Origin of the sequence: Ketobacter sp. MCCC 1A13808 (genome assembly GCF_009746715.1) — a bacterium.
Taxonomy (GTDB): Bacteria; Pseudomonadota; Gammaproteobacteria; order Pseudomonadales; family Ketobacteraceae; genus Ketobacter.
In genome coordinates this window covers 47151-61679 of the sequence record NZ_VRKW01000001.1, presented here as the reverse complement: position 1 = coordinate 61679, position 14529 = coordinate 47151, and the positions used below count along the sequence as shown (strand labels likewise).

Sequence of the window (14529 nt, the reverse complement as noted above, 5' to 3'; positions counted from 1 at the left end):
AGCTGTGTGGACAAAGCGGATGAAATAGTCATGCAATTCATATAGTGTTTGCGTTTACCGCCTATTAAAGTGCATCAAAATCAGCGTGAGCGGAATAGGGCACCTGAAAATTGTTACTATATCACCATGGTGCAGCAAAAACCGTTAACAGAAAAGGGAGTCAGACCAGTGAACGCAGTAGATCAGATCAGTACCTCGGCTTTTGATGGGCAAAAACCCGGTACCTCGGGCTTAAGGAAAAAGGTGGACGTATTTCAACAACCCCATTACTTAATGAATTTTGTACAGTCAATTGTCAATGCGCTGCCGTTGGATCAGCGTTCACGCTTGGTGGTGGGGGGCGATGGCCGTTATTTCAACCGAGAAGCCATCCAGCAGATACTGCAAGTCCTGGTAGCAAATGAGGTCAAAGAGATTCTGGTGGGAGCAGATGGCTTGCTTTCCACTCCAGCGGTTTCACACCTGATTAGAAAGTCAGGCAGCGATGGAGGCATTGTACTGTCCGCTAGCCATAATCCAGGGGGGCCGGGTAAGGACTTCGGCATCAAATTTAATAATGCCAGTGGCAGTCCTGCACCGGAATTTCTGACCGATCTGATTTTCGAGAACACCAAAACTATTGACCACTATTTACGCTTCCCTCTACCGGAATTGCAGCTTACTGAAGGCGCAGAGTATCAGTTTGGCAACAGCACCATTAAGGTCGTGAATAGTGTCAGTGATTACGCGGAGCTGATGCAGACTTTATTCGATTTCGATCGTATCCGGTCGTCCATGGAAGACGGAAAGCTGAGTCTTTGTTTTGATGGCATGCACGCGGTGACCGGTCCTTATGCGAAGTGTATTTTCAGTGAGTTGCTGGGGGTGCCCGCGGGTAACCTTTTGAATTGTGTAGCCAAGGAAGATTTTGGTGGTGGGCATCCAGACCCCAATCGGGTTCACGCCAAAACCCTTTATGAGTACATGATGTCCGATCATGCGACGGATCTGGGCGCGGCATCCGACGGTGACGGTGACCGCAATATGATTTTAGGGAATGGTGCCTTTGTCAGTCCCAGTGATAGCTTGGCTCTGATTGCCGAGCACCATCAATGCATTCCCCAGTTCCGCGACGGCCTGGTGGGTGTGGCTCGCTCCATGCCCACCAGCACGGCGCTTGATCGTGTGGCAGAACACCTGAATTTGCCCTGTTATGAAACCCCGACCGGGTGGAAATTCTTTGGGAACTTGCTGGATCAGGGATTAGTGCGTCTTTGCGGTGAGGAAAGCTTTGGTACCAGCGGTGATCATGTGCGTGAGAAAGACGGCGTGTGGACGGTGCTCTGCTGGCTGAGCATATTGGCTGAGACCGGAAAATCAGTTCAGCAATTATTAACCGAGCATTGGACCCGCTTCGGGCGCAGCTATTATTGCCGCCACGATTACGAGGGGCTGGAGGCCGAAAAGGCTCAGGCGGTTATGTTAGGCCTGGTCGAGCATCGCGATAGCCTTATTGGGCAATCCTATGGTTCTAAACCGATTCGTGAAGTGGATGTATTTTCCTACGAGGACCCCGTGGATGGCTCGGTTTCAGAAAATCAGGGTGTGCGAGTGAAGTTTGATGATGGTTCGAGGATTGTATATCGGTTGTCCGGTACCGGTACGGATTCCGCGACCTTGCGTGTCTATCTGGAGCAGATTGAACGAAACGCAGATTCCCTTCAGCACGACGCGATCGAGTTCAATGAAGAATTGGGTCAGTTTGCTCATTCTATTGCCAATATAGCGGGCGTTACCGGCGCGGCTGAGCCCTCTGTCAGAACCTGAGCCATTGAAGGGGCGCCCAGGTTAAAACTTGACTGAAAGCGCCAGTTTCCACAAAATCCCGTTTTTAGTTCCTGTTGGGTCCGGTTTAAATATGAAAAACACAGAAGTAGAAGGTCAGAATCTCGATTACGAGATGTATCAGTACGCGTGTAAGGTGTCGGGTAAATCACCGTCCCAAACCGAATTTGAGCAAGGTTATCAGCAGGGTCAGTTTCAGTTTCAAAAAGATAAACAGTTACTTTTGGATTTACTGGAGACGTACAAAATCAATGTACAGTTTCTGGCGGAAGAATGGCTTGCTTCCAACACTAAAGCCAGCGCATGGGGCGACACACCTTTGGTGGCAGTTTGCCGTTTGGTCCTGATACTGAACCGCTGAGCGATTACGCGTGCCTGAAAGGCATTTCACCTCGCAATGATGCGGGTAAGAAAGGCTATACTGAAAGGAAGCATGAAACTCAATATTAACGGAAAATAGCGCTTATTCGAGGGTGTTGGTGAATCAGTCCTTATATCGTATTCAATTGCTCAAAAAATTGTGGGTCCACCTGACCCCTAATGAGACTTTTGGCCTGTGCTCTCCGGACAGGATTCAGCGATCCGGACAAAACCTGGGTGACGTAAGGCGTAAAGAGTTATCGCACTTGCTCACTATTGAACGCCAATTACATGAATTACGGCGTGGCCATTCCGCACTCGATAGCGATGGGAAACTGATACGATGTGCGGAGATTCAGGATATACGCGGCATCAAGTTTTCCTCGATTATCGAAAATACGGATCAGGTGGAGGTGGAAACAGAAGCACTTCCTGATATTGCCAGCATGCTTGAAAATGCCGAAGCGCTGAACCGACTGGATGGGTTGGAGCGTCTGCTGAGGTTACAAAAGTTGTACTTGTTGTCTGAACGCATGATCCTCGGGATGACTTTATCTGAAGTCGACAAGGAGCCGCTGGATCGTCGCTGGCTCAGCCGCTGGAAGCTCAATGCCTGCGAGAGTTCCAATGGAGCTTTACAGCAGCTGTGGGCGAGAATTCTGGTAGGTGAGCTGGTTAGTCCTGGTAGCACCAGTTTGTGGACGCTAGGGTATCTGGCAAATTGTTCGCTCATGGACGCCGAAAACCTAAGTCATTTAGCATCATGGCTGTGCGGGGATTTCATTTACCGCAGCGCATTACGCGCCACCTCCGGCGCCCTGGACAGCGGAACGATGCTAAAACGCCTTGAAGAACAATCGATTATCAAGGGCGTGTCAGGCAAGGTTCTCACAAAAACCTTGCTTAGTGATACCGAAGGCGAGTTCAGTTACCAAATGGTATTGGCAGATAAACTCCTGTTGATCGATTCCCATCAGGCTAGACCCGAGCTTAATATACCTGCCTATATGGTGACATCAGTGGGTTGCGAACTGCTGGGTCTGGTTCCGGTGGCGGCTGATCCGGCTTACTTGGAACTGATCACGCAAGATTTACAGGCCCGGGGTATGAATGTGCGTGTGGTACACAAGGGATCCGATGAGGCGATCGCCGATTTAGGCTAAATTCAGCAAAATGTTACGCTTTTTGAAATACTTACTAGACTTAATTTAGAGACGTTAAGTAGAGTAAAGGTGAAACTGTGGAAAAGCGTAAGTTCCCTCGGCATGGGGTGTCCATTGACGCGGTCTTCAACCTGGGAGAAGGTGAGGGAAGCATCTGTGTTATCGAAGATTTTAGCGAGCAGGGAATATTCGTTACGTTCGAAGATCAGCGATATTTGGCTGTAGTCAAAGCTAAATCGGCTGAATTAGAATCTATCGCAACGGTCACCTTTAAATTGGCACAACGCTATGTGTCTATTGACGGGATCGTGGTTCATCAAAAAGAAATCGGCCTGGGTTTGAAGTTCCTTCAACCCAACCCGAAGTACATTGAAGCCCTCCAAGACGGTGCGGCGCTAGAGAGATCGGCGCACGAAAATATTCACACCGAAGAAGAAAGCCGGAACAGCAGCGCCGCTGCCAAAAAATCAAACCTGATACATCATACCAACGGTAAAATGGAAAGTTTTCTGGAAGACCGGATTCCGGAATTTCTGTCCAAGGTATGTGAAGATCTTATAAACCAAGCAAACTCACAAAAAAGTGATGCGGCACAGCATCCTTATTTTGATGCAGTAGCGGGTTTTAAAAAATACACCAAAAAGCTCGTAAGCTCGATGTCTGGCACTATTTTATCAGACGCTTCGGATGTGGCGAATGGGCGCTACAAAGACAAAAACACTCAAAATTCCGATGCGACACAGCAAACGTTAGCGTTGGTGGGCAAAGAGGAATTTGAAGATTGGCTTGTGGTCCGGGTAGCAATATCCCGCGCGGAACTGCAATTAAGGGAGCCGCTTATTGAGTTGCAAATGCGTTTTGATGCCGCATTCGGTAGTGGTGGCGCGCGCGTTTATAACCCCTATTCACCCGCCGCCATTTGTCATGCGTTTTATAATGCTGTGCGCCCCTTAAGAATGACCAATAAAGTCGAAAAACAAGTGTTTTCCGTACTACAGGAAACGTTGCTTTCCCACTTGAGAGGGCTTTATAAAGCGATTAATAAATTGTTTATCGATGCCCATGTTTTGCCGGATATTGATGTTACCAAATATCTGACCGGACAAGCGTTTGGTAACAATACTCACAAGCCGGCCGCTACCAAGTCAGTGGAAAAAAGTGAACAGGCTGCAGATAGGGCTCCCGGTTCCACATCGAGCCCGCCGTCGCCAGCGGACACTGGCGTAGCTACTGAGCCCGCTGCCGTGGAGAGTAGTGCGGGCTATATTTCCGGCACCATTGCGCCGATGCAGAGTTCTTACCAACAGTTGCAAAGCGGTTTACAAAAAGCCCAGTCGGCGTATTCGGTGGCTTCTAATTTGTGGCGGGTACGAAACAGTAAAGAAGCGCCAGTCGATTCGATACGGGGCGACAATCCGGTAGATTCAGTGCCAGAATCACAGGTTGAGGATTTTAATTCCGCTTTGGAAGCTGTGCGGTCGCAGGTGTTGAGTGGGAGTATAGATCTGGACGCACCTGGTGCGCTGAAGCAATATCTTACTCAGGCTTCCGGGGCCAACGGTGCTTCTTATGTCGGCGAGTTCGATTCCGCTGACATGATTGAAAGCTTGTTTAATAATATTGTTCAGAGCGAACGAATTGAAGAAAGCCTGCGCTCTGATTTACGTAAGCTCGAGTTGCCGTTACTGGAAGTGATGCGCACTGATCCAACATTGTTTACGGCTGAATTCCACCCTACCAGGCAAGCGGTAAACTACCTCGCTTTACTATCTGACAAAGGTAGTATCAATGTTAATAGCAATAAACCTATCCTGCGCGAATGTGTAGAACAATTAGTGCAAACCGGTGCGGGTGACGAGGCGGGTACGCAGTCAGTATTAGAAAAGTTGAATGTGCTCGTTGAAAAAGAAAGGAAATTTATTGAACGTAATTTATCGCGGGTAACAGAGGCCTGTAGTGGGCAGGAAAAGATTAAATCGGCGAACATCAAAGTCGAGAAAGAACTCGGTAAGCGCTTTGGTGATCGCCAGTCTCCGGAAATTTTGCTGAAACTGGTTTCCAGTGGTTGGCGTGATCTGATGCGCCTGAGTTATATCCGCGAAGGTATCGAAAGTCGCGCCTGGGAAATGACGTTGATCGTATTGGACCAGTTGTTGGTCAGAGTGATGCCGGGTGACTACGATGATACGAAGATTTTATTCAAAGCCGAGGAGCTGGTAAAACTTATCAGCAAGGGGCTTTCCAAAGTCAGTGTTTCCGATGCATTACAACAAACATTGGTGGCGGAGCTGGAGCAATTGCTGAAAGACGGCGTAACAGAGCACACTCCGTGTGCTGTCTATTCGCAGGAATACGATCTGGAAGAGTCCCCAGGTGAGCGTATTGTCAAACTGGGGCTGGATGAAAATGACAAGCCGTTGTTACGTTGGATTAAAAGGGCAGGCAATTTAAAGGAAGGGCAGTGGCTGGAGTTCGGTGCCAACAACGAAAATTCTAGCCTGAATCAGTTGGCATGGGTGTCTGAAAATAGCGACCGTTTTGTGTTTGTGAACCACCAGGGGATGAAGGTTCTGGATTTGGTCATGGAGGATTTGGCAAATCAATTGCGCTTGGGCGACGCGCATGTATTGAGTGACTCCAATATGCCCGCAGTTGAAAAAGGGCTGGATGCACTTATTCAGAAAATTTACGACCAGTTGGCTTATGAATCATCTCATGATCAGTTGACAGGGCTGGTCACACGAAAAGAATTCGAGCGCAGTATTGCTCAGTCGGTTACCAAATCGAAACGTTTTGAATGCACCTATGTATTAATTTTTATCGATATCCTGCAGTTCAAGGTAATCAACAATACCTGTGGATATGAGGTCGGGGACCAGTTTCTGAAAGAGATTGCAAGACGGATCGAAGGGGCCGTTACCGAAGAGGCAATGATCGGGCGCATAGGTGGAAGCGAATTTGGTGTGGTCCAGCCAATAGACGCAGACCAACAGGGTTATTTGTTGGCATCGGACATAAAAGAATCCATAGAAAATAATCGTTTCATTTCAGACAATCAGAATTTCGTTATTTCTACCGTGGTGTCTATGGTGTCATTTGATGAATCAAATAACCAGATACTGGAATTGTTACGCTCTGTTGAGTCTGCAGCGGAGATAGGAAAAAAAGAAGGGCGCAAAGAGATACAGGTAGTGCGTCCGGGCGATGAGCGCATGGAAGAGCGGGACGAGGTGATGTCTTGGGTCACCCGCATTAACCAGGCTTTAGATGACGAACAACTCAAGATACGCTGCCAGATGATATACCCGATAGTCAAGTCCGAAGGCGCTTTGCCCCATTTTGAGGTGTTGTTGACCGTCATCGATCAAAATGGCGAGCATTTGCCTCCAAACGATTTTATTCGGGCGGCAGAAGAATACAGCCGCATGGGCGCGGTTGATCGCTGGGTAATAGAAAGCGTTCTGAAATGGATGCTAGCCCACGAAGAAATATTGGATCAGGTGGGTGGGTTTTCCATAAATTTATCCGGACACTCGTTGAATGACGAAACGTTTCTTGATTTCATATTCGAGGCGCTAGTGCGATATGAGGTGCCGCGTAAAAAGCTCATTTTCGAAATTACCGAAACAACAGCCGTCGCTAACCTGGAAGATGCAGCTGATTTTATAAACGAAATGAAAGGAATAGGCTGCCGCTTTTCGCTGGACGATTTTGGTGCTGGTCAATCATCTTACGCCTACCTGAAGCGGCTGCCGGTTGATTTTATAAAAATTGACGGTGCATTTGTGCGCAATATCACTGAAGACGACGTGGATTACGCGTTGGTCAAATCCATCACTGAAATGGGGCACTTCCTTAACAAGAAAATCGTTGCGGAATTTGTATCCGACGACGAGATTCTGGAAGTGGTGAAAGATATTGGTGTTGATTATGTACAAGGCTTCTATTTAGGTAAGCCCGTTTTAATAGAGGACTTGGGAACTTCCCTACGGCCGGCACACGAAGTTGCATGACCGCAGGTGGCTCATAAGTTCAGGTCGCTATTAGATCGGATTCGCTGATGGTATTTTCAGGTATTCTTTGGCGAATAAATCCGGTAAGAAATACTGTAGCATCTGCATTTCCTGCTGGGCGTGTTTTCCGAGTTCTTTTGAAAAGCCCGGCATAACCCAATCCAGAAAGGTAGGCACAGTAAAGCGGGAACGCATAAAAATGCCATCTCCCGTGTTATTCAGTGTGTACTCATGGATCATTCTTTGGGGAAAAATACCGCGCAGTTCTTTCAGGTCTGTTTTTGCGTATACCCAGTGATCATAGGTAACATCATCGGCCACTTCTGTGGGGTCGAGCCAGGTGATCAGTAAATTAGAACGATATTTCCCTAAATATTCCGAAACCAGCTGAACGGCTCCGACTGAATATTCTAGTTGGCCGGGTTGCGAAGGTGGTGTTAACCACTCGAAACTGACGTGGGCAGTGGGGTGCCATCGTTTGTATCTGCTGGTTGTGTTGATGTTGTCCCACCACCAATCCAGCATGTCCGGAGTTATCCCTTTTATCTCTTGGTCAACGATTACGCTTCTAACCAAAAAACCTGAAACGAATCGATCAACGCTGCCGCGGGTCAGCAGTTCGCCTTCGATAAATTCCTGTTGAAAAAGCGCTGGTAAAAAGTCGGCCAGATTCTGCATTTTTTCTCGAATTTGAAGCGCCAATGCTTGGGAATAACCAGGAAAAATCGATCCTATTTGGTTGGGCAGTTTGAAGGACGTGCGCAGGACTATTCCGTCAGTGGCTTCATTGGCCTTGAACTCATATAGAATCCAGCCAGGATTGGTGAGTTGGTCATAGCCTTCGAACTCGATCTCCGACAGCATCCAATGTTCGTACTCCACTTTTTTTTCTGCCACGGAGGGATCGATACGGGTGACTTTGGTGATGATGTCAAAGTCGGCTAATCTGTTGGTGGCTAAGTAGGATGCACCTATTGAATAGTCCAGGTGGTTTGGTTGCGCAGGATGGTTAAGCCATTCAAATGAGGTATGAGTGGAGTGCCACAACGCGTAGCGCTCTGTGGTATTGATATTGTCCCACCACCATTCCAGCATTTCAGGACTTATACCTTTAATTTCCTGCTCAATCACCGTTCTGTTTTTGTACCCGTTCATTGTAAAGCCATCAAGTTGGCCGACAGATGCCCATAGCACAGAAGACATGGGTAGCAGGCACATCACCAGCATTTTTCTGATTAAATTGGTCAGTTTGTTGAGCATGGATTTCTCACTGGGTAACGAATTATTATTGTCGATTTATATTATCCGCATGGATTGTATAAATCAACATCTTCGAATACGCTGACAATCGCTGCTGGCTATAACCGCGTTATATCTATGATATAAAAGAGCTTTCTGTTCAGCTTGCTTGGGGTAACGGCAGTGACCGGCTCTAAATAGGTGCCTGTGGTGTCTGCACGGTCATTCAGTTGACGTGTGTATGAATGGACTAACGATGAATCGAGAGAGCTCGTATATATGAAAAAACCTTCCGGGAAACAAGGCAAACGGAGCGCTGAAGTAGCAGAGAAAACGAGGGCTGAAATTATTGCGTCAGCGACCGAGTTATTCTCAGTTAACGGGTACGATACGACGACGCTGAGGGAGATAGCGGCCCATTCCGGGATTGCTCACGGTACCATCCGACATCATTTTGGGAGTAAGTTTGAAATCTGGAAAGCCGTTGCAGATCAGGTTATGTTGCATTACCAGATACAGCTCCTTCCAATCGTGTCTCAAGCTGCCCAAAGTGATGATCATCTGAAGTCATTTCAACGCGTAGTCCGGGGCTTTATTAAGGTCTCTATTGAACATCCGGATTTTGCCCGGCTGTTAGTGCGGGAGGGTACGACAAACAACGAAAGATCAGCGTATTTTCAGCAGCATTTTGTACATATCCATTTGGCGATTGAGCTGCTGTTTGATAAAGCCCGGAGTGAGTCACTCCACCTTAAGCGCTATAACAACGATTCTTTTTTTCTAGCGTTACTTAGCCTAACTTTTTTTCCTTTGCTTATGCCTAATCTGGCTCAGTCCTTGCCGTCAGTGAAGGACTCTGACAGGTTTAATCGGGAGCAATTTATCTTTGGTGTTCTGTTTCCCGACTAAGTCGCCTTTAAATTCAACAGTGACATCGTATCCACGGCTAGGTACATTAGATTGATCAATGAATCTACAATGTAAGGCCTATGCACGTAAATATCGAAAATTTGAAAAAAAGCCATCAATCGATTTGGTTGATTGTCGATGTGCTGATGATTGGATTGGTCATTGTCAACTTAGTCTGGCTCATCTTTGATTCATTATTTAGCAGTGAATTAGTACGGACGGGGTTGGCTCTGGTGTCGCCGGAATTCGTCGCGTTCTATAAAAGCAAGGTTCACCCCGACTTTGTTTCCATTGATCTGGTCTTTGTTTCCATCTTTATATTTGAATTCGCTGTCAGGTGGGCAGTAGCTATTGTAAACAAGACCTATTACCGGTGGTTTTTCTATCCCTTTGCCCATTGGTACGACCTGCTGGGCTGCATACCGGTGGGGTCATTCCGGTGGCTGAGGTTACTCAGAATAATATCGATTTTCTACCGTCTTCAACAGTATGGCATCATCGATTTTTCAAATTCATTGCTGGGTAAATTCATCAAAAAATACTATGGAATCCTGGTGGAGGAAATTTCTGACAGGGTAGTGGAGAACGTATTAAACGGTGTTCAGGATGAAGTTCAACAGGGCAGTCCAATGGTTGAAAAGATCCTCAATGATGTTTTGCTGCCGCGCCAGAATATTATATCGGACTGGCTGACGGTCAAGATCAACGAAATCAGTAAAGACGTTTATTTACCGAATCAGGACGCTTTGAAACGATACATCGAAGAAAAGGTCGCATTCGCAATCGAAAATGAAAAGAAGGTCGCGATATTGGAGTCGGTTCCGGTTTTAGGAACTAGACTGGTAGATGTGATAAACCAAACCGTCAGCGATGTTGTTTATGGCGTGGTCGATCAACTTATGCTGGATCTAGGCAAGCGGGAAACAGACGTTATTGTCGGTGAATTACTGGACGGGGTTATTCACAAATTATTGGAGCCGGGCGACCGTTTTAACGAAGCCACCCGCGGAGTTCTGATTGATGCAATCGATGTTATAAAAGCGGAGGTCCGCGTTCAGCGTTGGAAAACGCAGGGAGGCTAAATGATTAGGTTCGTTGAGTACCGCAAAATGGATGCGGTCGCAATTGCTGAGCATCTTAAACGGGGGGATTTTGAATCCCGGGAAGTATTGGAGTGCGCAATTGATCGTGCAGAAACGGTCAATCCATACATAAATGCAATAAATTGTCCACTTTATGAGCGCGCACGGGAGCAGGCCAACCACCAGCCGGTGCCGTCCCAGCACAGTGGTAAGTTGGCCGGTGTACCTTTTTTGGTGAAGGATCTTTTAAATGATATCGAGGGGGTGCCCACGTCCAACGGGTCTAGCGCTTATCTCAGCATTCCTATTAGTAAAAAGTCGACTATGGTTAGCCGTTTTGTGCGTCTGGGTTTCAATATTATGGGTAAAACCAATACCCCGGAATTCGGGTTACTGGCGACGACGGAGCCTAGAGCCTTTGGCGCAACACATAACCCTTGGAATCTGCTGAAAACGCCTGGTGGCTCCAGTGGTGGTTCCGCCGCTGCGGTTGCCGCGGGGATTGTTCCCATTGCTTCGGCCGGTGATGGCGGGGGGTCCATACGTATCCCGGCATCCTGTTGTGGTCTCTTTGGCTTCAAACCGAGTCGAGGGCTGAATCCAATAGGTCCGTTGCATGAGTCTTGGGATGGTGCTGTGAGTGAGCATGTGGTGTGTCGCTCAGTGCGTGATTCCCTGCTTGTGCTTAAAAGTACAATGGGGCCGGATGCGTCAGCCCATGTGCCGATGTTAATACCCCCTGATTTTTTAGCCGCTGCGGATATTCCGCTGCAGCAGTCACTGCGTATCGCCTATTCTGCGCAATCGCTTTATGGCGGCGAGGTGGATGTGGACTGTATTGATGCCGTTACCCGGGCTGCCGCTAAGCTGGCCGATCTGGGGCATAACGTGGAAGAAGCAAGCCCGCCAATAAACGGGCGTCAACTTATGGAGTGTTATTTTGATATCTACCTGGCTAATGTAAACGCAGATATTCATAATTTGATCCGCCAGTTCGGTGTTCGCTTCGTGAAAAAAAATGTCGAGACACTGTCTTTTTTTCTATATCAGGCTGGCAATGGAATGGTGGCGGGAGATTATCTGAATTCGCGGCGTTGCTGGGCAGGGTTCAGCGAAGTAATGGACCGCTTCCACGAGCAATACGATATCTGGATGACTCCGGTGATGGCCGTTCCGCCTTTTGATTTGGGTACAATGCAAAGCACCGAACTCGAGGAAATACTGCTTACGGCGGTTACCCGGTTGGGTGTGTCGAAATATCTGAATCGGAAAACCCTGTATAACCTGGGCGAGGCGCAGTTACATAAGGTGCCATTCACTCAGTTGGCGAATATTACCGGGCAACCTGCTATGTCGGTACCGCTTGAATTCAGTCGCAATGGATTGCCCGTTGGTATTCAATTTATGGCGGCCCGCCTGAAAGATCCGTTATTGCTACAATTGGCTTTTCAGTTAGAGAAAGCACACCCCTGGTTCGATCGTATTCCGGAAACAATCGCTTAGTCTATGGCCGCTGTGCATAATAATGTGAAGGCGCTAACGGTCATTAATAATTCGTGCGAGACTAAGCAGGTCCGAGCTGATAAGCAACCCGTTTTCAATGGCTTTGTTTAAATTAATTTCGAACTGCTGTTGATCCGAGGTCCGTAATATATTGACCACTCCGCCTTTTCGGGCAAAGTCGTCCGTATTACCGATGCTCAGGACAAAGAGATGATTCAGTTCGCGGAAAAAGGCATCCAGTTCGGTGTGATGGTCGATTCCTACGAACAGGATATGACAGCCGCTTTGTATTTTTGCATAGTCCGTCGTGCGAATGACCTGAAGCGTGCGGTCGCGGACCTGTACTCCATTAACGATATCCAGAAACTCACCAAACGGGACAGCACCGTAAAGGCACATTTTGAGAGGGCTTGATTGATCTGAAAAAGCATCTCTGGGCCATTCAACAAAATTTGCAAAGTTATACAGGAAGAGTGCTTTAATCTGATATTCCTGCGCCCGGTCCAGGTCGCTGCGGGTTGCGGATGATGCCATATTCACCCAACTAAATACGGTTAATATCACTACGCCTGTGACCAATTCAGGAATAAATATCCGTAGCTTATGTGTCGTCTGCATGCTGATTTTCCGTTTTAAAACGTGATGTTCACGTATCCATATATCATTACATCCGAAGCCGGATCGGGAAGCGTCTGGCTGAGCTTCTCCTGTACTGGAAATCCTAAAGTCAACCTGGCATTGAAGGCGGATTTAAATAGAAAATCCACACCGATGCCAACACCAAGAAACGAGGCCGTATTGTCAGTACCGTCCATTTTCTTACCCTCGGCGAAATCGAGAAAGAAAAAAGGCAGTGTATTTATTTGCTTATAAACGTTCCACAAGTGCATATTCTGGTGAAGTGATAACCTGAACATTGAATCTGCGCTGAAGAGTGCAGGTTCATAGCTTCTTACTGCATAGGGGCCGGTCATGACCTGACGTTCCGACGCCGGCAGGTGATCCGGCGTGTAATACAGGTCCACATCGATACCGGTTGACCAGTTCTGAGGGGAGTCGGCTATCCAGCGCAGCTGATGACCATAATAAACGTGAACGCTGACAAATGAATCATCCGAGTTCTCATTGTCGGAGGATGTTATCTGACCAAGGCTTGCCGAAACACTCAAGGATTGTTTTTGGGTTCCGTCCGGCTTGACTAAGAATAGGTTGATGCCGGAATCCAGCATCAAGTAATTAGTAATATCAGCAAAGATATCGCCGAATTTGTCACTATCAATCACTGAATGTTTATAGGATACGCTTCCTGACAGGCTAGCCAATGCGTTATTTTGCCGTAGTAAGTCATGTTCGCCAAAGACTGAAAGCGCCTCAAGGTGGCCGTTTAATCCAATGTCCTGAAAGTCGCCCGTGACTTCAAACAGGTTTGAATAGAAGGTCGCCCCCAGCTTACCTCCATCGAAGTGCGGGGCTTGGTAGGTTAACGATCCGAATAGATTGCCCCATTCATTTGTGGATACGATGGTGCCGCTCAGGGTGTCCCCTTTACCGCTTATATTGTACTGTGTGTATTGGCCTATAAGCCTGTAGATACCGGTGCTGTTGACGCCGAAATTATCGCTGCGAATGGAAAATGACTGATCCGACTCCTGCAGAACGTGAAGATTTAACCGGGTTTGTCCCGGATTGTTGCCCAACGAAAAGAAGCCAAAAACTTTCAGACCTGGAATACTGTTGGCTTTTTTCATGGCTTCAGAAATTGCGGGTTCGTAGACAACTTGGCCAAGCAAATGCTCAAACGGAGATGTAATGCGTTCCGAATTAAACAGTTCGTTATTTTTTACCTGAATTTCACTGAGCTTTCCCGCCAAAATATTCAGACTCAGGGTGTCGTTTTTGATTTCATCGGGAACAACAAACACCTGATTGAAGGTCAAACCTTTTTCATGATAAGCGTTGGTGAGAGTGTCCGCCAGGTAGTGCATATCGGAAATGGACATGAGTGGCTCCATTCCCTGATAGGTACGAAGGATCTTGTTATTGATATAGTCCCGGGTGACGCCGTACTCCGGAAACAGAGCATCGCCCTTCAGTTCAATGCGCTTAATCAGGACTTTACCATCGACAAAATTGGCTCTTTGATGCACCGGCACGGTTGAGGGAGATAGGGTTACCTCGGCTGCTTTTTCAATAACGTCAGGATTGATTTTAATCTTTGCAGCGGGACTCAGATTATCTGGAAAGGCTGCTGGGGTTAATAGTGCACTAAGGGTAACAATAGTACAGAGGTGCAGAATCAAATAGGAGCAGAAATTTCGCCCTGCAGGTGGTTCAAAGCGGGCTATATCTGCCATAGGGACGATTGGATTAGTTGAAAATACCGCAAATTACAAATTATTTGTTTATACTCAGTCAGTCTATTTTTTATCTGCTTAT

At 47.3% G+C, this 14529-nt stretch carries 10 protein-coding genes; 7 read left to right on the top strand and 3 right to left on the bottom strand.

Annotation, left to right across the window (positions count from 1 at the left end):
* Positions 1–168: 168 nt before the first annotated feature.
* From FT643_RS00250 to FT643_RS00235, 4 genes are all read left to right on the top strand, one after another.
* Positions 169–1806, top strand: coding sequence for an alpha-D-glucose phosphate-specific phosphoglucomutase (locus tag FT643_RS00250; protein ID WP_198043219.1), 1638 nt, complete (start codon positions 169–171; stop codon positions 1804–1806).
* 91 nt (positions 1807–1897) lie between these two features.
* A complete protein-coding gene (locus FT643_RS00245; protein WP_156868691.1) occupies positions 1898–2185 on the top strand; it encodes a hypothetical protein in 288 nt (95 codons plus the stop codon).
* A 118-nt stretch (positions 2186–2303) separates the two neighbouring features.
* Positions 2304–3347, top strand: coding sequence for a DUF2806 domain-containing protein (locus FT643_RS23820; RefSeq protein ID WP_156868690.1), 1044 nt, complete (start codon positions 2304–2306; stop codon positions 3345–3347).
* 77 nt (positions 3348–3424) lie between these two features.
* Positions 3425–7360 carry a DUF1631 family protein gene (locus tag FT643_RS00235; protein WP_156868689.1) on the top strand — a complete coding sequence of 1312 codons (3936 nt, stop codon included), beginning with the start codon at positions 3425–3427 and terminating at the stop codon, positions 7358–7360.
* A 30-nt stretch (positions 7361–7390) separates the two neighbouring features.
* On the opposite strand, the gene FT643_RS00230 is transcribed toward FT643_RS00235, so the two are convergent.
* Complete coding sequence (locus tag FT643_RS00230; protein WP_156868688.1) at positions 7391–8620, bottom strand: DAPG hydrolase family protein; 1230 nt, start codon at positions 8618–8620, stop codon at positions 7391–7393.
* Between the two features lie 258 nt (positions 8621–8878).
* On the opposite strand from FT643_RS00230, the gene FT643_RS00225 reads away from it, so the two are divergent.
* The 3 genes from FT643_RS00225 to FT643_RS00215 all read left to right on the top strand — a co-directional run bounded on the left by FT643_RS00225 (position 8879) and on the right by FT643_RS00215 (position 12093).
* A complete protein-coding gene (locus FT643_RS00225) occupies positions 8879–9508 on the top strand; it encodes a TetR/AcrR family transcriptional regulator (protein ID WP_156868687.1) in 630 nt (209 codons plus the stop codon).
* Positions 9509–9588: 80 nt separating this feature from the next.
* Entirely contained in the window at positions 9589–10590 is a 1002-nt protein-coding gene (locus FT643_RS00220; RefSeq protein WP_156868686.1) for an ion transporter, read from the top strand.
* Entirely contained in the window at positions 10591–12093 is a 1503-nt protein-coding gene (locus FT643_RS00215) for an amidase (RefSeq protein ID WP_156868685.1), read from the top strand.
* 33 nt (positions 12094–12126) lie between these two features.
* Here FT643_RS00215 and FT643_RS00210 read toward each other — a convergent pair whose 3' ends face one another.
* Positions 12127–12711 (bottom strand): YfiR family protein, encoded by a 585-nt coding sequence (locus FT643_RS00210; protein WP_198043218.1) that lies wholly within the window; start codon positions 12709–12711, stop codon positions 12127–12129.
* A 14-nt stretch (positions 12712–12725) separates the two neighbouring features.
* Positions 12726–14447 carry a ShlB/FhaC/HecB family hemolysin secretion/activation protein gene (locus tag FT643_RS00205; RefSeq protein ID WP_156868684.1) on the bottom strand — a complete coding sequence of 574 codons (1722 nt, stop codon included), beginning with the start codon at positions 14445–14447 and terminating at the stop codon, positions 12726–12728.
* Between the last annotated feature and the right edge of the window lie 82 nt (positions 14448–14529).